Below are 19961 nucleotides of genomic sequence, written 5' to 3' on the forward strand. Positions count from 1 at the left end.
TAAATCTCGAACAAAAGTAGAGTGTATTGTCGCCCAGCGCAATATTATTATAAATAAAATCTAATTCTTTTAGATACTCACATTTAAAAGCCTCCTAAACAGACTTAGGAGGAGGTAGAATTGTATTCAGATTATGTTCTGATAAAATTTAAACTTAATCTCAATATTTTTCTCTCAACTCACATAATGCCCTCTCTCCACGTTTTCTGGCAGTTGAACTACTAATTTTTTTTCCTTCTTCTTGGCTGAGTAATTCGGCAATTTTATTCCAGGAAAGATGTTGAAAAAATCTCCAAAGCAAAAGTTTTTTATTTCCAGGTGTTAATTGCTGAAATTTTTGACAAATTTCTGCTTGTTCATCAAATGGAGTGTGTTGTTCTATTTGTCGATTAGCAAAGTATTCTATTTTATCTGAATCTGTTGTTTCCGAACTTTTCAACTTATTAGACTGGTTGCTAATGTAGCGTTCACTAACTACTTTAGCCCAGGCAATGGGGTAAGAAACTTGCTTTCCTGATTGCAATGTCTCAACTAAACACAGCAGCACATGATTAATGATATCTTCTTCGGATAGAGCATGATTCATGTTGCGTACACGTAGCCGCAGCTTTATGTAATTTCTTAGTTTATCTGATTGCAATATCTCAGCTACTTCTGGATAGGCATCTCTATTTCTTGCATTTGTCATCTTTTTGAGGTGATTTTTATCTAACCAAAGTTTTTGCGCTGAATTAGACTTGCTGTTGGGCCAAGTATTTGACTATCAATAAAATGGGACTTACTACCAATCTGAGCAGTTGTAATATTTCTTATTTCCCTTAATTACAAAAAAATCAAGGAAAAACCCCTCTTTACTCCCGTGTATAATGCCTTTCTAAATTATTAGTGCTTTTGCTTGATGGAATGTGACTAAAATTTTTTCTCATGGCACTTTCAAAACTGTCACAGTATCTTGATTTTCAACAACTCGTGGGCAACGAGAATGGGGAGTGGCGAGTGGGGAAGAGATTTGTTTATAATTCCCAAACGTACTGCTGTAGTAATAAAAATAAAATAAGTAATTAATAATACATATTTTTAATAAAAATACGTATTTCAACTTATTTCTGTGGTTCGTGTCACATTTTTGGGAAAGTCACCACTATCTATCTAGAGAGGGAATTGGAACGCTAAATACAAGATGGCTAAGATGCCTCAAGTCTTTTACCTTTGTTTTGATTCAGAGGTAGACATTTATCATGAATTGCAGTTTGTTAGCCAATAGAACAATACCTAATTGATTATGGATACTGTAAACCAATCAAAAAATAAGCACATTTATACAACGCCAAATAATTTGCTGAATACATTGTTATTTTGGAAATTGAAACCAATTGAAAATCAATCCAATACTTATGCAAATCAGCTTAAGGAGCTAGTTGGAGAATATCGCATATTAATAACTATTACTGAGCCTTCTCCAGTGGAACAAAGCCGGATTGAGGAAATTTTAGAATTAGCAATGTATGACACTGTTCTGAGCAAATTACTTGACAGTGTTGAGCAAGATATTGCTAAAAAGATAGGTTTATTTGAGAAAAAGAATAGTAAATTAGTTTATTTTCCTCGAGGTATTTCCCATCCAGTTCAAAAAACTGATGTAGACAGACCGCATATTGATATAGTTTCAGCAATTTTAGGTGGAGCCATAGCTCTGCTTGGAGTATATATTTTTAACCCATGTAACATATTGGGGATAAATTATGGTAAAGAAATGGATTTAGGCTCATCATACGATTCCAAATCAAAAATTGCATCAATCACTCTGAACGCACCAAATACTTTCTTAAATTCTGGAGATTTTGTTGTGGTTCACAGAGATGATTTTGACAACAAAAATCATATTTTATCGACAAATTTAAGACAACCAAAAATCCAACAAATAGCACAAGAGCAGCAAATTTGTTTTGAAAGTATGCAACAACAAGCAGAGCTAGAGCAAAGACTTGCTGAGAAACAGGAGTCTTTACAAGAGGCGAAAAAATGGCAAGAAAGAGCGCAGTCTTATTTACAGAAAGCCCAGTATTTCCGCAAGATTGCAAATACACCTGCTTTACGAAATACTTCACTCGGTATAGTTAAGACTGGTTGTCATTAAAAGCTGCGATCGCCCCTCAATTCTTGTGTAATTGTAGGGGTGATAAACTTGGTAAAGCAGTTAAATTGCGTCTACTATTCTTGCGCCCCAGCTTTTTGCAGTAATTTGACCACATTTTTATAGCCATTAAATTCTGCCAACATACAAGCAGTATAGCCACCGCGATTTTTGAGGTTGATATTTGCACCAGCTTGCACTAATATCTGCACAGTTTCAACATAACCGCCAGACGCAGCCCACATTAATGCTGTCGCACCTGCTGTATCTTGAAAATTGACATCTGCGCCTTTTGTTATCAATAGCTGAATAATTTCTCTGCGGTTACGTTCAGCCGCTTTCAGTAAAACTGATTTACCATCACTACTTACAGTATTAGGATTAGCACCATAGTCTAGTAATAGTTGGACTATTTGAGTTTGTCCTAAAGATAAGGCCGCCATCAACAGAATTTCTGTTTCGCCATCAGTTTTGCCCCCATGACTTAGCAGTGTGCTAGCAATTTCGCTATGTCCTTGCAATACAGCAACTAAAGTTGGGGTATCGCCTAAATTATTTCTCATTGTGACATTTGCGCCACGACTAAGTAATACCTGTACTATGTCAAGATGGCCTTCGACTACGGCAATATGTAATGCGGTTTCACCGTCTTTGTCTTGGTGATTAATTTGGGCATCTTTATCTAGTAAAGCATGAGCGATCGCACTATTACCTGTAGCGGCGGCGGCGAGTAATGCTGTACCACCATCTTTATTTTGCAGGTTTACGTCTGCGCCTGCTGTTAACAATGCTTGTACAACATCTAAATTACCTAAGTCAACAGCAATCATTAACAGTGTTTCGCCGTCTTCGTCTTGCAGATTTACATCCGCCCCACTTTGGGCTAAAAGTTTTACAACTACGGCGTGTCCCTGCTTCAGTGCCAATTTTAAAGCGGTGTCATCATCGTTATCGGCAATATTCACCTTTGCCCCAGCCGCGAGTAATATCCGCACTATCTCTACATAACCTTTAAGTGCAGCTGCCATCAAAGCTGTGCTGCCATCTTCATTGATAGCATCGACATTAGCACCTCTTGATATTAAAAGCTGTACAATATCCACTTGATTGTTACTTGCAGCCAACATCAACGCCGTCAAACCATAGCGTTTTCTGGGTAAGTTGATATTTGCCCCAGCATCTAACAGCGATCGCACAATTTCGGTGTAGCCTAAATTAGCAGCAAACATCAACGCTGTGGTTCCATCGAGATCGCACGCATCTACATTAGCACCAGCCGCTAAGGAAGCACTTAACCGTTTCATATCTCCAACTTTCGCAGCCTTCAGCAGCAAAATATCGTTGTTTTCAGTCATGAATTAAATTCTACCCAGGCAGTTTTCTCGTCTAGTCCCCAGATTTAGTTTGAAATTGTTTAGGTACTTTTGCAAGAGGGGGGCTAGAGGTTAGAAAACAGATATTTCGTAGACAAGCATTGTGGTGAAAAAGGTGTAGAAGGCTGTTTTGAAACTCAGTAGTGACCAAGCCCCGTTGGGCGGGGTGTGGGGTGTAGGGTGCTGACAAACAGATATTCATCTCCACTCCCTAATTTCTAGCCCCTAGCCTCTTATCCCTAGCCCCTAGTCCCTTTTTTATGACACTTGTGCTAATTTTTATTAAGATTTAAGAATTGGGCGAGAACACGATGAATCTGGAACTGTCTCCTGCGGTTAAATACTGGCTGAATTTTTTCCACCCTCTAATCATGTGGGTACTTTTAGCACTTTCACTTTATGCTGCTTACCTGGGACTGCAAGTACAGCGTACCAGAAACGCTCAAGGGGAAGAAAAAAAAGAACTAATCAAAGGCAAATATAACGTTAAACACTACCAAATTGGTTCTGTCATCTTAGCGTTGATGGTAGCAGGCGCAGTTGGTGGAATGGTTGTCACCTATATTAATAACGGTAAGTTATTTGTAGGAGCGCACTTAATTGCAGGGTTAGGCATGACGAGTTTAATAGCCTTTTCTGCGGCTTTATCTCCTTTTATGCAAAAAGGTGCAAATTGGGCGCGAGTGACGCATATTCTCTTAAATTTTGTAATTTTAGGTCTGTTTACTTGGCAGGCTATTACGGGCGTGCAAATTGTTCAAAGGATTCTTAGTAACGCATAGCCAAAGGTCAATAGTCTAAAAATTGACTATTGACCAAAACAGGATGAAATTTTTTGCTGTTTCATCCTTCATACTTCATCATTCACACTTGAGTTAACCTATCGTTTCCTTTTGGAATTTTTAGTAAAAGGTATACCCAAAGATTGATGAAAATCTTCTTGAACTTTGTGCGTTAAACGGCGAGAAACTTGACGAACGATTTGATTTAGCAAGCGATCGCCTGTAGATTGAATTAGAGATTTAGGTAGTTTTTGAATAAATCGGGGAAAGTGAAGGTATACTTTCAAATCTAATTCCCATTCTACCCGTGTGACCTGTGGGGCGATGGACTCAGCATCATCATTTACATATTCTTTGAGTTGCATTGATGCTCGATAATCTACATCATAGCCAGGTGCTTGGTAGTCAGGAATGGGGATAGTCCGAATGCGATAAATTCCTGCTTCCGGTGGTAAAAGTTCTAAACCAATTTTTGGTTCTACTTCATAACCAAAAGAGCCAAAACGCCCAATAATCAAAGCATAGCCATTTTCACCTAATGGCTGTACCTTCATTGGTTCAGCGCAACGTGTGAACCATGAAGCATGAGCATTCAGATATTCAGCAACTTGATGTACTGGGGCATACATTTCCATAAAATCGCTATAGGAACCGCAAAACTGAGTTTGTGTCCCCACAGTTACATCAGTAACCGCGTCTTGAGTTTCTAATAAATTGGAATCTACAGGTAAAATAGTTTCTTGTATTTCTAAAGATTGATATTCGCCGTTTGTTGAAAGCATGAATGCAGTCCCCTCAGATTTGGCGTTTGGCTATATTAATCATTCCCAGGTGGCTGGGCTAATTTCGCACGCAAGATTCTATTTTGGCTGAAATCTCAATATTCTGTCATACACTTCATCAAATTACTAAAATACTGATAAACATACTAGTTTTTGAGGATAGCGTTTGTCATGAAAGCATTTGTAGCAGGGGCCACAGGTGAGACAGGTCGGCGAATTGTTCAAGAGTTAGTAGCGCGGAATATTCCTGTACGGGCTTTAGTACGGGATATACAGAAAGCTAAAGCGATTTTACCTCCCGATGCTGAGTTGGTTGCTGGAGATGTGTTGCAACCGGAAACTCTCGCTACGGCTTTAGGAGATAGCACTGTATTGTTATGTGCTACTGGTGCAAGACCAAGTTTTGATCCAACAGGGCCATATAAAGTAGATTTTGAAGGTACGAAAAATTTAGTAGATGCTGCAAAAGCTAAAGGTATTGAGCATTTTATCCTAGTTTCCTCTTTATGTACATCTCAGCTATTCCATCCTTTGAATCTGTTTTGGCTGATTTTAGTGTGGAAAAAGCAAGCTGAGGAGTACATTCAAAAAAGTGGACTCACTTATACAATTGTGCGTCCTGGTGGGTTAAAAAATGAGGATAATTCTGATGCCATTGTTATGCAGAGTGCAGATACATTATTTGAAGGGAGTCTTCCTCGGCAAAAAGTTGCCCAGGTCTGTGTAGAAGCAATATTTGAGCCAGCCGCCCGCAATAAAATTGTGGAAATTGTGGCGAAACCAGACGCTAGTACCAAAACCTTGAGGGAACTATTTCAACAGTGCTAAGTCAAAGATGAATCAAATTAATTTTCATGGATGAAGAGATCCCTGACTGCTGGAAGAAGTTGGGGATCTCCACAATCTCATTCATCAAAATTAAAGCAATAATTCGCAGATTACCATTGACTATTGACTATTGACGAATAAAAAGGAGTGATAATCTGAAAGATTTTAAATTTAAAGGTGTTGAAAAACTAATTGGCCCCATAGCTGCGCTACTCGGCTTGGTATATTTGTTGCAGTGGTATATTTTTGGCGACTTGCGATCGCCATCTGATCCCGTTTTTAATGTTCAACAACCACCCTTAGTTATGAAAGGTGGCGATCCTTATGTGCGCGCTTTAATGCGAACTATTTCTGCTAGCGAAGCAAATGGTAATCGTCCTTACTCTTTGTTGTATGGCGGACAGCAAGTAACAGACCTGAGCCACCATCCGGAAATCTGCGTTACTATCACGGTTGGGCCAAACACTGGTAACTGTTCCACCGCCGCCGGAAGATATCAAATTATCAATACCACTTGGTATCACATTGCACCGCGCTATCATCCTGCACCGATGAGAATGGTATTTTGGACTTCTTATAGTTTTGAACCAGAGTATCAAGACGTAGTCGTGTATCGTTGGTTATCTGATTCTCAAGTTTGGGGAGTTGATATTTCTCAATTGCTGCGTCAAGGAAAATTAAACGAAGTTTTGCGGCGATTATCTCCTACTTGGACAAGTTTAGGATATGGGATCGAAACCAATGCCGTTAGTAGTTCTTTACCCAAGATTTATCAAAAAATGTTGCAAGAAGAATTAGCCGTCAATCAACCCATCCCTGAAAATACGACTACTAAACCTACCGCGAGTCCAAGCAAAACCCCTAATTAATTTAGGCAATAGATAAAAACTCTTGAATACTTATTACAAAATCTCTAGTATTTTCTAAATGAATATTATGTGCAGCATTTCTAATAACTGTTAAATTGGCAGATTTACAGACTTGAGACATTCTCTGATTAATATTTAAAAATTTTTCATCATTTTCACCTACTAATAATAGTAGGGGGTTTTTATTAGCTTCTAGCTTTTCCCATAAAGATGGTTGACTTCCAGTTCCCATCAATCGCAAAGACTTAGCTAACTCCAAAGGATGATTTTCTAACCGACTTTCTAACATTCTGTCAAAATTTGCATGATTTTTAATCGAACCAAAAATTGGCTGATTATACCAATTAAGTAAAAAGGCTCGAAACTCTTCTGGGGAAATACTTCGAGTTAACTTTCTAGCTATTTGTTCATCTTTTTGTATCCGCTCTAATCTTGCTTTTTCTGTAGCTAACCCAGGCGAAGCTGATTCTAATACCACTTTGTCAAAACGTTCAGGAAAATGCAGCGTTAGATATAAACCTAATCTTCCCCCCATTGAGTAACCAACCAAAAAGCATTTAGCAATATTTAAATTATCTAATAAATTGATTAAAGCCTGAGCAGTTTGTTCAATTTGATAATACTCATCTTTGCCGATAACTTTAGTATTACCATGTCCAGGAAGGTCAATTTTTAGATAAGAAAATTCTTTACCAAGTAATTTAACTACTTCATTAAATTCATCTAATTTACCAATAAATCCATGTAAAAAAAGAATTACTGGCTGTGCATTATTTTTGATTAAATTATAATTAAATTGATAATTATTTAGCATATTTAAGCAATTTATACGTAAACAAATTATAAAAGAATGTAGTATTTTTAGGCAATCACGGTAAATTCTACTTAATAATGTGGAAAAACTTAGCCTTAACATCTTTAACCATCGCCATTATCTGTGTAGGAGGTTGCAAAAACCAACCAACAGATAAACAACTAGAAGTATGGCGCAAAGAAGCGATCGCTCGCAATGCAGAAATTGTGGCAAATAACACTAAAAAAGCACAGCAAAATCAGTGGAATTTGCTAATTCAAGGTGAAACAGTTACGGGCAAATCTTTAAAGTTAAATTGGCAACAGTTACAGTCTTTAGCCACTAATCATGTTAAAACCACTGATCCTTTAGACATCTCCCATTCTCAAGAGATTTTTGATTTTCGGGGTGTAACAGTGTCGCAACTGTTACAACAATTTACTGAAGCTAGTCAAGTTACGGATGTGACTTTTGTTTCTTTTGATGCTTATCAAACTACCCTCAGCCTGAAAGATTTATGGCAATATCCAATTACACTAGCCATTGCTAAAAATAATCAACCAATTGCTCGTGCTCAAGGTGGGCCGCTTTATTTAGTTTTTCCCTATACTCAGTATCCCCAGCTAGAACAAAAGTATGATGCCAACAATTGGGCGTTTTATGTAAGCAATATCATAGTGGGAACAGAAGCAGTTAAATTACAAGTTAATCAACATCAAGTCAACTTAGCTAGCTTAGATAAATTACCGCAAGTCACTTTAGAGCAAACAGTTGGTTATCGCATTTCTTGGCCTAGTGGCAAAGTTAAGCTTTATGGAGTTAGACTGCGGGATATTTTCTCTAGTCTCCCAGAACCATTACCCGCCCAAGGAGGAGTCATCATTCGCGGTAAAGCACCGTTTTATGAAGATGCTCCCGTGCGGTTGTCTACTCAAGACTTATCTGAGTGCGATATTTTACTCGTGACTCGTTGGGGCGAAAGCCGCGAATTAATTCCCGCCAAGATGGGAGGCCCTTTAACTTTAGCTTTCAGTTCTCAATGTCCTGCCAAACTTAGCCAATCGCGTTGGGTAACATTTGTAGAAGAATTAACTACTACACCATGAAATTATTTAGTTTCCGCTCGATTCGGACGCGAATCATGACTGCAACGACATTATTAAACGTGGCGTTAGTAGGTGCAATTGTTTTGGTATGGGCAAAAACTGAAAATACCCTTTACCGAGAGCAGAAATTAAATGAAGCAAGATTTGTGTCTAGGGTGTTGGGGACTTCTACCTTTGCTAATCACCTCGAAGAGCGCAACTGGAGTCAAATGCGGCTTAACTTGAATGCAATGATGCGAGAAAACCCAGATTTTGTTTATATTTTAGTGTCGGATGCCCGGCTAGAAAATCAAATTATTGCTGCCTACCCAGAATATTTACAAGGTCAATATATTCCCGATATTGTGCCCTTAAAAGTAAGTGATGCCGCCTGGAAAGCATCGCCCAAGTCTAGCTCTATAGAGACATTTGCGTTAACAGATATCTACTTTGGCAATCATATCAGGGCTAAACGTGGCGATCGCATAATTGAAGTTGCTTTGACAATTGCCAGATTATCGGGTGAAAAAAGCGGCACTTTACGCATCGGTGTTTCTCTGCACCAAGTTAACTTGGCTGTCGCTAATGCAGTCAATAAAGCCTTGATAGTCGGTGCTATTGGCTTGGTGGTGAGTTTGGTTTGTGCATATATTTTGGCACGACGCTTGAGTAACCCTATTCGCCGCTTGCAAACTAGTGCGGCGCAAATTGCATCTGGAGATTTGCAACACCGGGCAGAAATTACCAACACCGATGAAATTGGTGCATTAGCAACTTCCTTTAATGAAATGTCTGCTGCATTGCAAAGTTCATTTAATAAATTACACAAAACTTTAGTATCGTTTGAATTATTCGTACCGAATAAATTTATTTTAGCGATCGCACCCCAAGGCATCGAAAATATTGAGGTAGGTATTGCCGTCACGCGCCACATCACAATTTTATTTTGTGACATTCGCGGTTATACCTCAATGTCAGAAATGATGACACCATTAGAGATATTTACATTTTTGAATGAATACCTAGGTTGTATTGGGCAAGTAATTGATCGTTCAGGAGGGTTTATTGATAAATATATTGGCGATGCTGTGATGGCATTGTTTGATGATGACAATACAGATGGCGCACTTAAAGCAGCAATTTTAATGCACCAGTCGTTAGAAAAATTTAATCAAGAACGCATCCAAAAAAATTTACCCAAAGTGAAGATTGGCATTGGCTTGCATCGCGGTGAAGTAGTCATGGGGACAGTAGGATTTACTTGCCGCATTGATTCTACAGTCATTGGTGATGCTGTGAATATTGCTTCGCGCATTGAAGGCTTAACTAAACAATATGGCTGCGATACTTTAGTAACTGAATCAGTGATTAAAAGCTTATCTCAACCGGAATCATTCTCCTGGAGATTGGTAGACCAAGCAGTAAAATTAAAAGGCAAAGATGAAGCGATCGCTGTTTACGAACTACTGTTATAAACTTTGAAAATGCAAAGGTGCGTTGCGCTACGCTACAACACACCCTACTAACTACTTTTATTTGGGCTTTTTTGTAGTATTTATTCTCTACTTACCAAAAGCATCTTTAACGCTATCAACGGCGCGCTCAACAACATTTTTGGTGTTGTCTACTGCTTTTTGAGTGCGTGCTGCGTCTTCTTCTGCTCTTTTGTGAATACGAGCCGCATCATCTTTTGCTCTATTTTCTAGCAGGTTATCACCATCGGTGGCGCGATCAACTTTAGAGGCATTGCTTCTAGCTGCTTCTTCCACTTTGTCTGCGGTATCGCGGATAAAATTCTTAGCGCGTCCAGCATCTTCACGAGTTTTGCTTTTAACTTTGTCGCCTGCATCTGCGGTGGCAATTAAGTTAACACTAGGAGCCGCAATTGCTGTGGTGTTAGAGAAAAATGCACCTTGCCAAATAAATGCGATCGCAGATACACAAAATACAGTTGTAGCTATCCAACGTCCTATAACAGAAAACTGTTTTGTAACATTATTTAGTTTCATAGAATTCAATTTCCTTGAACCTTAGCAATCTAATTTTTACTTGATTTGATAGAGATGCTAAATCGTTCCACAGACAGAGGTTTTATCGTCATAAGTTATTAGCTAAATTCACTCTTTTAATAGATTGATAAATTAATGTCATGTAATTTACTCTTTCATTAGAAATAGGGAATAAGGAACGGAGAATCAACAATACTAAAAACAGATTTTTATTTGGTGATAGTAAATCTTAATTTCCTGTTCCCTATTTCCTCCCCACACACCTAACTAAGCTGTAAAGTAAATTAAGAAACCATTAAGCATTAGGAGCATTAATGTACATCCTAATTGGTGGAGCAGGCTTAGTAGGACTGAGTTTAGCTCAAAAATTGGTAGAACTAGGGCATACAGTCGCTGTGATTGATATTGACCCTACTGCTTGCCGTTATGCACGCGAACAAGTCGGAGCAATAGCTTTTGAAGGTAGTGCTGTCAGTACAGAAATGCTATTAGAGGCGGGAATTCGCAAAGCCGATGCTTTAGCAGCAGTTTTAAGAAGTGATGCCTTAAATTTAGCAATGGTAACGCTAGCTAAACATTACGGCGTTTCTCATATTGTTTCCCGAATGCGTCATTCAGATTTTGTTGAACCCTTACGTTTAGCTGGAGCAAATCATGTAATCAGCACTGTAGAACTAGCAGTTTCCACAATGGTCAATTCCATTGAATATCCGCAAGTAGAATCAATGATGCATTTTGAGCAAGGACAAATTGAAGTTTTAAAACTTTCTCTTGCTAAAAATTGCTATGTGGTTGGTCGTAGTCTTGCCGAAATTGCTCAAGATGCCCGATTTCCGACAGGTTCATTAATTATTGGTTATCAATCTCATCCCCACCAAGATTTGATGATTCCTAACGGGAGTACAGTATTAGAACCTGATTCTACTGTGTTGATTGTGACTAAACCAGGTTCTTTACATCAAGTGATTGATTTTATTGAAGGCTGTAAATAATTTGAATGAAATTAAACCGCAATTTTTATTTAGCACTTGCTTTGATTTTACTGACATCTTGCCAATCATTAAATAGTTCATCCGAGCAAAAAAACACTAGTAACCCAACAAATTCACCGCCAAAAGTGGTCACTCTTGAGCAAAATTTTAAGAGAGTTGCAGGGCAAACTATTTATGTTCCCGTTTATTCGGAGATTTATCATCATAATCGACAAGAAATTTTCTATTTAGCTGCTACCCTCAGTATTCGCAACACAGATTTAAACAATCCCATCATTATTACATCTGTGCGCTACTATGATACAAATGGCAAATTAGTCAAGCAGTATCTAGACAAGCCGATTCAACTTAATGCTTTAGCTTCTACTGATTTTTTTGTCACTAGAGATGATACTAGTGGCGGTGTCGGTGCTAATTTTATCGTTGAATGGGTAGCAGCCCAAGCAATTTCTGAACCGATAATTGAAGCAGTCATGATTGGTACTGATTTTCAGCAGGGAATTTCGTTTATTAGTCCAGGGAGAGTGATTAAAGATATAGCCAAAAGATGAAATTGAAACGTTTAATCATCATCTAGTTGTAACAGCAATTCATCAATATTGTGAATGCGCGATCGCCCAATTTCTTCTGATAGAATGCGCTTACGTATAGCTTCAGTCAAGGCGACTTTTTCGGCTAACAATAACCGCCGTCGAATGGCATCAAGTTTACTGAAAGCCTCGCTACCTTCAAACTTACCTGTGCGGCGATTATAAAATTCACGTAATGTTTTTTCCGCAGCAGCTATTTGCACTTGATAAGCTGAACGCATTTCTTCATACACAGCTTTTGGCAAAACCCCACTTTTTAATAAACTATCTAATTCATCTTGTGCGGCTTTGGCTGTAATTAATTGTGCTTGCAATTGTTCAACTTGTTGATGTGTCTCCGAAAATTTAGATAAATTTAAACGTTTTATCATCCAAGGCAAATTTAATCCCTGCGCTACTAAAGACACTAAAACACTGCCAAACACTATAGCAATCAGAATATCTCTTCCTGGTAGTGTTGTAGGTAAGCTTAAAGCTAAGGCCATTGAAAGTGAGCCTTTAATATTACCTAAAAATAATAAATGTTGCCAACGCAGGGGAATTTTGCGGTCAAAAAACCTGACCCCAGCTAATAAAGGATAAACTGTAAGCACTCGCCCGACTTGATAGGCTAAAACTGCAATTAAAATGGCAGGTAAAGTTTGCCACAAAGTTATTAGGTTTATTTCTACACCAATCAACAAAAAAATAAATGTATTAGCTGTAAAACTGGCATATTCCCAAAAACTTAATAAGGTAATGCGATTAGAAGCAGAAGTATTGCGCGAAAGTCCAAAATTACCAAAAATTAAGCCCGCAATAACTACGGCAACAGCACCCGATACACCTAAAAATTGTCCGACTTGAAAAGTACCTAAAGCAACTGCAACTGTTAATAATAAACTGCTCAGGGGGTCATCTAAACGAGCAAATATCGGTATGCTTAAATATCCCAACACTAACCCGACAATGCAACCGCCTACAGCAATAAATAATAGTTGTTGAATTCCTTCAATGATGGTCAGTGAACCTGTAGAATAAACTTGCGCAACCAAATTAAAAGAAACTAAAGCAGCCGCATCATTAAATAAAGTTTCTCCTTCGACAATTGTCGAAAGCCGCGCAGGTACAGGTATTTCTTTAAAAACGGCAATCATCGAAACTGTATCTGTATTGGCTAAAATTACGCCTACAAATAAAGCAGGTATCCACGCTAACCCCAGCGCAAATTTTAACAGCACAGCAATAATTAAACTAGAACAAATCGCCCCTGGGCCAGCTAATACCGCAATTGGTTTAAACGTGCTGCGTAGGCGACTAATATCTGTATTAATCCCAGCATCAAAGATGAGTATTGGCAAGAAAAGATTTAAAACCAAGGCAGGATCTAAACCAATGCGCCGAGACAATAATTCTGTAATTGGCAAACCTGCTAATACTAAACCTGTTACGTAGGGAACGCGCAACTGTCGTGTGATGAGAGCTACAGATGTAGCTATCAGCAAAAGAATAATTGAAATACTAACTAATTCAGCAACACTCACGTTAATTATAGGAATTGGTTGTGACTACTTTGATAAACCTTGCCAAAAAAGTAATCCCTATGTCAAATCTGTTAGGGAAGAATAGGTGATTTTTCAAACTTAAAATATGATTTTTATGTACAGCAAATCTGTACATTATATTTCCAAGTTAACAAAATGTGTAAAAGCATAAAAGTAAAGTTACCAAATATAGATTTAGTTCATATATGAGGATTAATTGGGGAATTGTCCGACGGCGATCGCTACGAACATCAAGAGATTTAAGAGACTAAAAAAGACAGTTTAAAATTTTCTAAACATGCTTATATAGCAGACTGGAATGAACATTTTTATAGTCATCAATAAAATATCACAAAAGCTTCTACCCTTGACTATTCCATTAGGTAGAAGAAAAATCATCTTGCAATTATTTAAAGTAAGCCTATTCAGGAAATCGTCTCTCTTATTGTTGTGATTATCAAGTCTCAACACAAAATGTCTATTCCTGAATCACTAAATAAACTCAGTATTAACAATTAATAGTCAAACAGATAGTCGCAAATCTGGCTTAAATATCATGCAAATTAACACAAATTTTCTGACAAAATCTTGGCTTAGTAAAGCAGTATTTTTAACATTACTAGCAAGTGGATTTAGTGCTTGTAGCCCCAGAACCGAACAACCTGATCTGGTGGCTGTTCCTACATCGCAAGCAACGGTGACTGTTACTGCTACTCCTGCTGCACCACAGCCGACAACTACAGTGGTTGTCACCGCTACGCCGCAGGTAGTAACGACTGTAGTTCCCACCGAACCAATCACAGATGTATTAGTAATTACCAACGCCAACAAACAGACACTTGTCAATCGACCAGTGCGATTTTCTAATGTTAATGTTCAAAGTGTAGTAGGCGATCGCACTTTTTGGGTTGGTTCAAGCACTACCCAACGCGTATTTGTAGTTTTAGCTCCCAATTTAGACGCAGGTAGTATAGAAAACAAAGTCGTTGTCAAACCAGGCCAAACTCTCGATTTAGCTGGTGTATTAAAGCCTGTACCCAGCGTCCAACAAGCACAAAAGCAATGGAAAGGTTTAACTGCGGCGGAAGCTCAAGGATTAAAAAATCAAATTATTTATCTAGAAGCGAATCAAATTAGTTTTAAGCAAAGCTAAGGATATATAGGAGAATCTAGTTGTGTGGTGGGCGAAGCGCAGCGCAAGCGCGATAAGTAGGGAATGGGGAGTAGGAAAGAAGATTTTTCTGGGTGTACTGATTTTTTTCATCAATCAAAGATGAGTCCTATATAACAACAGGCGTTGCTAATTTTAGAGACAAGAAAACCTCTGAAAGTAAAAATTTTCAGTGTTTTTCATCCCTTTTCAGCAACGCCGATAATTTAGATGCAGTATATCGCGTCTTGATTCAGAACTTATACGGCTTCAGTATTCTTTTCTCCGGTACGAATCCGTACAACCTGCTCAACAGGAGAGATGAATATTTTACCATCACCGATTTCCCCTGTACGGGCAGCAGAGATAATTTTATCTACTACCATGTCAACTTGGTTATCTTCAACAACAATTTCTACCTTCAGTTTTTGCAGAAACTCAACGGTGTACTCAGAACCACGATAGCGTTCTGTTTGTCCTTTCTGCCGTCCAAATCCTCGAACTTCAGAAACGGTCATCCCGACAATACCAGCGTTGACTAAAGCTATTTTCACTTCGTCGAGCTTAAATGGACGGATAATTGCTTCTACTTTTTTCATGCATTCGGCTCCTAAATTTTCATAGGTTTGTTTATCTATCTAACCAGATTCACTGTCGGACTCTCTTACCATTAGCGCGATAACAAAAACATAATGTAATAATTGCAACTTTTTTTAAAGTGTATGGTTTTGTATATGCAATTTTCGCATCACGTTTTGAGTAGGAATAAGACAAGTGACTAGAGGAGTTTAACTCTAGATGAAAATCGTTGTAAATACTATGTTTAAGTATATTTGTTAACAATTAAAGTAAAGTTAACGACTTTGATTAGCAAACAAAGGACGGACAATCAAATATCCAGCACCAAAAGCTGTCAGCATAATTAATACAATCATAATGATTAACCACCAGCCATTGGTTTGTTTGGGTTCTGCTGCCATTGAAGGATAATAGCTGACTGGTTGTTCTTCGATAAATACTGTTTCTGGGAGGTTGGAAGTTATTTCTACCAGAGGTACAGCAAAATCTGGACGGCGTTTAGCTTTGGGTGCTTCCTTTTGGCGTGGACGCGCTGGCTTTGTCCGTGGACGCGCTTGATTTTTAGGCTGCTTGGGCGGATTTTTTACCTCAGCCTCAGTGCGGGGAGAATCATCAGCATCTATACTTCCCACACTCCGAAAATCTACTAACTTTTGCAGTTGTGAAACAGACTGTAAAACCTTAGTAATTTCCTGACGCAAAAATTGATTTTCTTGCGCGAGTTGGTGATTTTTGGCGGTGAGTGCATCTAACTTGGCTTGGGTAGCTTCTAACTCTGCTGCCAATTCCCGATATACGTACAATGGCACAGAAGAAGGATGATTTTGAGAAACGGGCCGTTTTGCAGGTTGGCTAGGAACAGCTGCTGTGGTTGTTCGCATCGGTGAATTGGTATCAAAAGTTAAGGTAATGAAATTGTACAGAGATGCTATTGCAAATGGCTAGATCGGAAACTATGCCCAAGAATAATAGATAAATGCTGAGATAGCAAAGATTTTTTTGGGTTTAGTTAACGACTAGCGATCGCCAAAATCTGCAACTTACAAATTACAATATTCCACGAGATAGAGGTCAATTTCGTAACAAAGGAAAAAAGTGTCCTACAGGGCCTTGACCTTTGCCAATACTGAGAGAGTAAGTGAGTGCAGTTGTAACATAGTCTTTTGCTTGTTTGACAGATGTTAATAAATCCTGCCCTTTAGCTAGATTAGCGGCGATCGCGGCTGATAATGTACAACCAGTACCGTGGGTATTTTGCGTGTCTACTTGCTGTGTTGTCAAGGTTTCTAAATGTTTGCCATCAAACCAGATATCAACACCACGGGCATTTCCCTGCATCCCGCCACCTTTAACCAAAACTGTCTTCGCCTTTAAATTGCGGTGAATAGTTTGGGCAGCTGCCCGCATATCATCCAAAGAATGAATTGGGAAGCCACTCAAAATCTGCGCCTCGTAGCGGTTAGGGGTGATAATAGCCGCCTGGGGAATCAACTGTTGACGCAGCGTTTTAATAGCATCATCATCAATTAACTGCGCCCCAGTGCGCGATACCATCACTGGGTCAACCACTAAGTTAGTGATTTCTAAAGCTGCTACTTGCTGGGCAACCGCCGCAATAATTTCCTGATTTAGCAACATCCCCGTTTTTGCTGCATTAACACCAATATCCTCCACCACCGCTTGCATTTGGGCTACAATCGCCTCTGGTGGCATCGCATCCACTCGCACCACCTCCAAGGTATTTTGTGCCGTAATGCAAGTCACAGCACTAGTACCGTGGACACAGTGAAAAGCAAAGGTGCGTAAATCAGCTTGAATTCCCGCACCACCGCCACTATCAGAACCAGCAATGGTTAAGGCAATAGGTATTTTCGATGTTGTTTCGGCATTCATAAGAGAAAAGTATGAAGTGTGAAGTGTGAAGTGTGAAGTGTGAAGTGTGAAGTGTGAAATTTAATGTCTTAGCCGGCCGCCTCCTGCTTGTTGACTACTAAACTATTTAATAGAAAACGTCATGACTTATCCCTCGATAAGCGAATTAATTTTATACTTCATACTTCATACTTCAGTTGACCTTCAATGGATTTGGTTGAGGGTTTTGGGGTCTGGTTTGCGGCACAACTGTAAGATACGGTTGCAGTTTAGCTGAGTCAACCCAACCAGAGTAATATTTTACGCTAGTAGATTTGGCAGATATCTCAACTAACTCTAAATCACCGCGCATAGCATTCCAATTCAGGGGAACTTCTGGGTTTAGTTGTCCTGAACCAATGCCTTGGGGGCCACCCCCAGATAAATTCAGCGATACTTCATCTAAGCTGCGAACAAAGCGTTCTCCGTTCCAATGCCATTCAAACCCAGGCCAGTCTATAGAGGGTTTTCCTGGCGGTAAGGAACGCCCAAACTCGTAATTGCTTGCACCTTCATTAAGTTTTGCCGTGAAGCCTTGAGGATATACCACTTCATAACGTCCTTGGTTCGTTGGGAAATTAATAGGACTCCACCACAATACTTCTACAGTATTATTACGAGACAAAGATGCTACTGAATTCTTATTAGTTGAGGCACTGTAAAGCGGTAATGTGTCTGTTAGTTTAGCCATTGCTGTAAACCGCCAACAAGACCAATTTTTTGGATTATCGGCAGCTTGCCATTTTACTTGACAAACTCCGTTAGCGGTACTCACCCAAAGAATGTCATTTTCTAATCTGAGTTTGTCAGGAATTGCCCCGACTATGGGACTATTATTTGTGCTGTATGCACTTAAAGAACCAGAGTTAGGACTTTTACCATCAGGACTATAAGCAACTAATCCTTTGGCTGGGATGTAGAGATTACCTTCACCACTAACATTCGTACCCATCCAAAAAGTAGGACTATTGGCATTGCCAGTAATAACTAAATCTGTGATTTGAGTGAACGCCAGTGCATCTGGTTGAATTAGGTTAAATTTAGCAGTTTTTGGGTCGTAACTAATAATAGTTGCAATCCCGTTGTTACCTTCACCTTGTTCAAATGCGATTGACCACCAAATTTTTTCTCCATACACTAAACTAGATGTCACTCTGGGAAAACCTAACTGATTTCCTTCGGCAGAAAACCCAGCTTTTACTACTGCATTTTGCAAATCTTTGAGAGTGTATACAGTTTGCCGTTGAGGATTTTTATTATTTGGTGTAATTAGTTCAAAAACAATCTTATCTTTGGTTGGATCGCTTACTTCTTGCCTGGTAATATTATTTTCTGAACCTAGGGAATACTTTGGTTCATGAAGGACGCGATACTGATAATTTTTACCTTGGAAATCGATATTCTTAAATTTGGGGTTTACCAAATCTTGCGCGAAGGCTGAATAATTTATGGGCGGTTGTAATTCTTTAGGTAGAGTCCCTTTTTGCACTGCCCAAGTATTATTAGCTCGACAGAAAACAAAATCTTGCTTTAAAGTTTGAAACTTAATTGTGTCATCATTCGCTATAATATTGCGAATATGCCAATCAAAGCGATCGTAAAAACCTTCATTTTGATTTTGTACTGGTAAAGAGACTACAGATGGTTTAGGGCAATTTTCGGCTTTAGCTTTATTGGTATTAGTTGCTAGAGAAGTGTCATCAAAGCCAGAACTACAAGCATTTATCAGTAAAAATGCACCCAAAACCGCAATATTTTTTTTCATATCTAACCGTCTTCTGACAATAAAGTTTTTTCTAAATTTACTAATTCAACTACAAATTCTCTTGAGGATATTTCTGATTTAATTGAGCGAAAATTATGTTTTTAATAAAAAAATATCTATGATTTATAGCAATTGCAATTTTTAGATCCCCGAATTATTTGAGAAGTCAGGGATCTATTTTTCTAGCAAGTTTTATCTAAGTTGCCAATCCAAAATCTAAAATTAGATGACTATTCTATGATTGGTTTTGTTCCGCAGGCAAATTTTGTAATGCCCCTTGTAAATACTCTGCCCATTTTGCAGCCAAGGGAATTTCTGTAAATGGAATAGATACAGATTTAGCAGGTTCAGCAGTAATAAACTCTAACTGAATAGAACGACCTTTTATTGGTGGTGTTTTAATATCAGCTATACTGTTATCTACCAAAAGATTGATTTCTTTAACATCAAGCAAAGAAAATGTTTTTAGATTAATTGGGCCTTTTGGTGTGGGTTTTCCCCAAGTTATATTGTTGTCTTTTTGACCCAAAACTGCATAAATATCATACTTCGCTCTGTCAAATTGTTCTGCCCAAATCCGGTATGATTCAACTTTTTGATACTCTTTTGAGCCTTGCCAAGCTAACCAAATAAAAGCTATCAAAAGAGGCAACCATAATAAACCACGTTCCATTGTTTCAACAGTCCTGAGTCGTAAGTAAGTGAAAGTTTAACTAACTAAAGTGACAAATGCAGCAATCAGGGAGACAGATAAGTTATGTTAGTGAGCAAACTGGCAATAGCGGTGACGAGTTAA

At 38.6% G+C, this 19961-nt stretch carries 20 protein-coding genes; 9 read left to right on the forward strand and 11 right to left on the reverse strand.

The features are described 5' to 3' along the window. Positions 1-160 precede the first annotated feature (160 nt). Positions 161-688 carry a sigma-70 family RNA polymerase sigma factor gene (locus H6G69_RS12860; protein WP_190687032.1) on the reverse strand — a complete coding sequence of 176 codons (528 nt, stop codon included), beginning with the start codon at positions 686-688 and terminating at the stop codon, positions 161-163. A gap of 594 nt (positions 689-1282) precedes the next feature. On the opposite strand from H6G69_RS12860, the gene H6G69_RS12865 reads away from it, so the two are divergent. Continuing rightward, on the forward strand, positions 1283-2137 hold the full coding sequence (locus H6G69_RS12865; RefSeq protein ID WP_190687035.1) for a hypothetical protein: 855 nt from the start codon (positions 1283-1285) through the stop codon (positions 2135-2137). A gap of 74 nt (positions 2138-2211) precedes the next feature. Here the strand turns inward: H6G69_RS12865 and H6G69_RS12870 are convergent, their stop codons facing one another. Next, complete coding sequence (locus tag H6G69_RS12870) at positions 2212-3489, reverse strand: ankyrin repeat domain-containing protein (protein ID WP_190687038.1); 1278 nt, start codon at positions 3487-3489, stop codon at positions 2212-2214. 329 nt (positions 3490-3818) lie between these two features. Between H6G69_RS12870 and H6G69_RS12875 the strand changes: the two genes are divergently transcribed. After that, the gene (locus H6G69_RS12875; RefSeq protein WP_190687041.1) at positions 3819-4289 is read left to right on the forward strand and encodes a DUF4079 domain-containing protein; all 471 of its coding nucleotides are present in this window, start codon (positions 3819-3821) and stop codon (positions 4287-4289) included. Positions 4290-4387: 98 nt separating this feature from the next. On the opposite strand, the gene H6G69_RS12880 is transcribed toward H6G69_RS12875, so the two are convergent. Beyond that, positions 4388-5071, reverse strand: coding sequence for a DUF1997 domain-containing protein (locus H6G69_RS12880; RefSeq protein ID WP_190687044.1), 684 nt, complete (start codon positions 5069-5071; stop codon positions 4388-4390). A gap of 171 nt (positions 5072-5242) precedes the next feature. On the opposite strand from H6G69_RS12880, the gene H6G69_RS12885 reads away from it, so the two are divergent. After that, positions 5243-5899 carry an NAD(P)H-binding protein gene (locus tag H6G69_RS12885; RefSeq protein ID WP_190687047.1) on the forward strand — a complete coding sequence of 219 codons (657 nt, stop codon included), beginning with the start codon at positions 5243-5245 and terminating at the stop codon, positions 5897-5899. Positions 5900-6090: 191 nt separating this feature from the next. After that, the gene (locus tag H6G69_RS12890) at positions 6091-6768 is read left to right on the forward strand and encodes a glycoside hydrolase family protein (protein WP_313950861.1); all 678 of its coding nucleotides are present in this window, start codon (positions 6091-6093) and stop codon (positions 6766-6768) included. A gap of 1 nt (position 6769) precedes the next feature. Here the strand turns inward: H6G69_RS12890 and menH are convergent, their stop codons facing one another. Beyond that, positions 6770-7582, reverse strand: coding sequence for a 2-succinyl-6-hydroxy-2,4-cyclohexadiene-1-carboxylate synthase (gene menH / locus H6G69_RS12895; RefSeq protein ID WP_190687050.1), 813 nt, complete (start codon positions 7580-7582; stop codon positions 6770-6772). Between the two features lie 77 nt (positions 7583-7659). On the opposite strand from menH, the gene H6G69_RS12900 reads away from it, so the two are divergent. Both H6G69_RS12900 and H6G69_RS12905 read left to right on the forward strand, forming a co-directional pair. Beyond that, positions 7660-8667, forward strand: coding sequence for a molybdopterin-dependent oxidoreductase (locus H6G69_RS12900; protein WP_190687053.1), 1008 nt, complete (start codon positions 7660-7662; stop codon positions 8665-8667). Continuing rightward, on the forward strand, positions 8664-10121 hold the full coding sequence (locus H6G69_RS12905; protein WP_190687056.1) for an adenylate/guanylate cyclase domain-containing protein: 1458 nt from the start codon (positions 8664-8666) through the stop codon (positions 10119-10121). The genes H6G69_RS12900 and H6G69_RS12905 overlap by 4 nt, the downstream gene beginning before the upstream one ends. Before the next feature lie 87 nt (positions 10122-10208). On the opposite strand, the gene H6G69_RS12910 is transcribed toward H6G69_RS12905, so the two are convergent. Further along, positions 10209-10655, reverse strand: a complete 447-nt coding sequence (locus H6G69_RS12910; RefSeq protein WP_190687059.1) for a hypothetical protein — start codon at positions 10653-10655, stop codon at positions 10209-10211. A 314-nt stretch (positions 10656-10969) separates the two neighbouring features. Here H6G69_RS12910 and H6G69_RS12915 point away from each other — a divergent pair, with 314 nt between their 5' ends. After that, entirely contained in the window at positions 10970-11647 is a 678-nt protein-coding gene (locus tag H6G69_RS12915; protein ID WP_190687062.1) for a TrkA family potassium uptake protein, read from the forward strand. Positions 11648-11652: 5 nt separating this feature from the next. Beyond that, positions 11653-12198, forward strand: a complete 546-nt coding sequence (locus tag H6G69_RS12920; RefSeq protein WP_190687065.1) for a DUF3124 domain-containing protein — start codon at positions 11653-11655, stop codon at positions 12196-12198. Positions 12199-12209: 11 nt separating this feature from the next. Here H6G69_RS12920 and H6G69_RS12925 read toward each other — a convergent pair whose 3' ends face one another. After that, complete coding sequence (locus tag H6G69_RS12925) at positions 12210-13760, reverse strand: cation:proton antiporter (protein WP_190687068.1); 1551 nt, start codon at positions 13758-13760, stop codon at positions 12210-12212. A 556-nt stretch (positions 13761-14316) separates the two neighbouring features. On the opposite strand from H6G69_RS12925, the gene H6G69_RS12930 reads away from it, so the two are divergent. Then, positions 14317-14913, forward strand: coding sequence for a hypothetical protein (locus tag H6G69_RS12930; RefSeq protein ID WP_190687071.1), 597 nt, complete (start codon positions 14317-14319; stop codon positions 14911-14913). Positions 14914-15170: 257 nt separating this feature from the next. Here H6G69_RS12930 and H6G69_RS12935 read toward each other — a convergent pair whose 3' ends face one another. From H6G69_RS12935 to H6G69_RS12955, 5 genes are all read right to left on the reverse strand, one after another. After that, the gene (locus tag H6G69_RS12935; RefSeq protein ID WP_015111218.1) at positions 15171-15509 is read right to left on the reverse strand and encodes a P-II family nitrogen regulator; all 339 of its coding nucleotides are present in this window, start codon (positions 15507-15509) and stop codon (positions 15171-15173) included. A 255-nt stretch (positions 15510-15764) separates the two neighbouring features. Continuing rightward, complete coding sequence (locus H6G69_RS12940; protein WP_190687074.1) at positions 15765-16370, reverse strand: hypothetical protein; 606 nt, start codon at positions 16368-16370, stop codon at positions 15765-15767. Between the two features lie 190 nt (positions 16371-16560). Continuing rightward, positions 16561-17382, reverse strand: a complete 822-nt coding sequence (gene thiD / locus H6G69_RS12945) for a bifunctional hydroxymethylpyrimidine kinase/phosphomethylpyrimidine kinase (RefSeq protein ID WP_190687077.1) — start codon at positions 17380-17382, stop codon at positions 16561-16563. 172 nt (positions 17383-17554) lie between these two features. Further along, positions 17555-19165, reverse strand: a complete 1611-nt coding sequence (locus H6G69_RS12950) for a hypothetical protein (protein ID WP_190687081.1) — start codon at positions 19163-19165, stop codon at positions 17555-17557. Positions 19166-19400: 235 nt separating this feature from the next. Further along, entirely contained in the window at positions 19401-19838 is a 438-nt protein-coding gene (locus H6G69_RS12955) for a hypothetical protein (protein ID WP_190687086.1), read from the reverse strand. Between the last annotated feature and the right edge of the window lie 123 nt (positions 19839-19961).

Origin of the sequence: Nostoc sp. FACHB-110 (assembly GCF_014697425.1) — a bacterium.
GTDB lineage: Bacteria > Cyanobacteriota > Cyanobacteriia > Cyanobacteriales > Nostocaceae > Nostoc_B.

Excerpts from the sequence above, each read along its gene's own strand:
- H6G69_RS12900 (WP_190687053.1), top strand. The coding sequence starts at position 7,660 with ATGTGGAAAAACTTAGCCTTAACATCTTTAACCATCGCCATTATCTGT.
- H6G69_RS12940 (WP_190687074.1), bottom strand. The coding sequence starts at position 16,370 with ATGCGAACAACCACAGCAGCTGTTCCTAGCCAACCTGCAAAACGGCCC.
- H6G69_RS12885 (WP_190687047.1), top strand. The coding sequence starts at position 5,243 with ATGAAAGCATTTGTAGCAGGGGCCACAGGTGAGACAGGTCGGCGAATT.
- H6G69_RS12920 (WP_190687065.1), top strand. The coding sequence starts at position 11,653 with ATGAAATTAAACCGCAATTTTTATTTAGCACTTGCTTTGATTTTACTG.
- H6G69_RS12950 (WP_190687081.1), bottom strand. The coding sequence starts at position 19,165 with ATGAAAAAAAATATTGCGGTTTTGGGTGCATTTTTACTGATAAATGCT.
- H6G69_RS12865 (WP_190687035.1), top strand. The coding sequence starts at position 1,283 with ATGGATACTGTAAACCAATCAAAAAATAAGCACATTTATACAACGCCA.
- H6G69_RS12955 (WP_190687086.1), bottom strand. The coding sequence starts at position 19,838 with ATGGAACGTGGTTTATTATGGTTGCCTCTTTTGATAGCTTTTATTTGG.
- H6G69_RS12930 (WP_190687071.1), top strand. The coding sequence starts at position 14,317 with ATGCAAATTAACACAAATTTTCTGACAAAATCTTGGCTTAGTAAAGCA.
- H6G69_RS12905 (WP_190687056.1), top strand. The coding sequence starts at position 8,664 with ATGAAATTATTTAGTTTCCGCTCGATTCGGACGCGAATCATGACTGCA.
- menH (WP_190687050.1), bottom strand. The coding sequence starts at position 7,582 with ATGCTAAATAATTATCAATTTAATTATAATTTAATCAAAAATAATGCA.
- H6G69_RS12935 (WP_015111218.1), bottom strand. The coding sequence starts at position 15,509 with ATGAAAAAAGTAGAAGCAATTATCCGTCCATTTAAGCTCGACGAAGTG.
- H6G69_RS12910 (WP_190687059.1), bottom strand. The coding sequence starts at position 10,655 with ATGAAACTAAATAATGTTACAAAACAGTTTTCTGTTATAGGACGTTGG.
- H6G69_RS12880 (WP_190687044.1), bottom strand. The coding sequence starts at position 5,071 with ATGCTTTCAACAAACGGCGAATATCAATCTTTAGAAATACAAGAAACT.
- H6G69_RS12915 (WP_190687062.1), top strand. The coding sequence starts at position 10,970 with ATGTACATCCTAATTGGTGGAGCAGGCTTAGTAGGACTGAGTTTAGCT.
- H6G69_RS12870 (WP_190687038.1), bottom strand. The coding sequence starts at position 3,489 with ATGACTGAAAACAACGATATTTTGCTGCTGAAGGCTGCGAAAGTTGGA.
- H6G69_RS12860 (WP_190687032.1), bottom strand. The coding sequence starts at position 688 with ATGACAAATGCAAGAAATAGAGATGCCTATCCAGAAGTAGCTGAGATA.
- H6G69_RS12875 (WP_190687041.1), top strand. The coding sequence starts at position 3,819 with ATGAATCTGGAACTGTCTCCTGCGGTTAAATACTGGCTGAATTTTTTC.
- thiD (WP_190687077.1), bottom strand. The coding sequence starts at position 17,382 with ATGAATGCCGAAACAACATCGAAAATACCTATTGCCTTAACCATTGCT.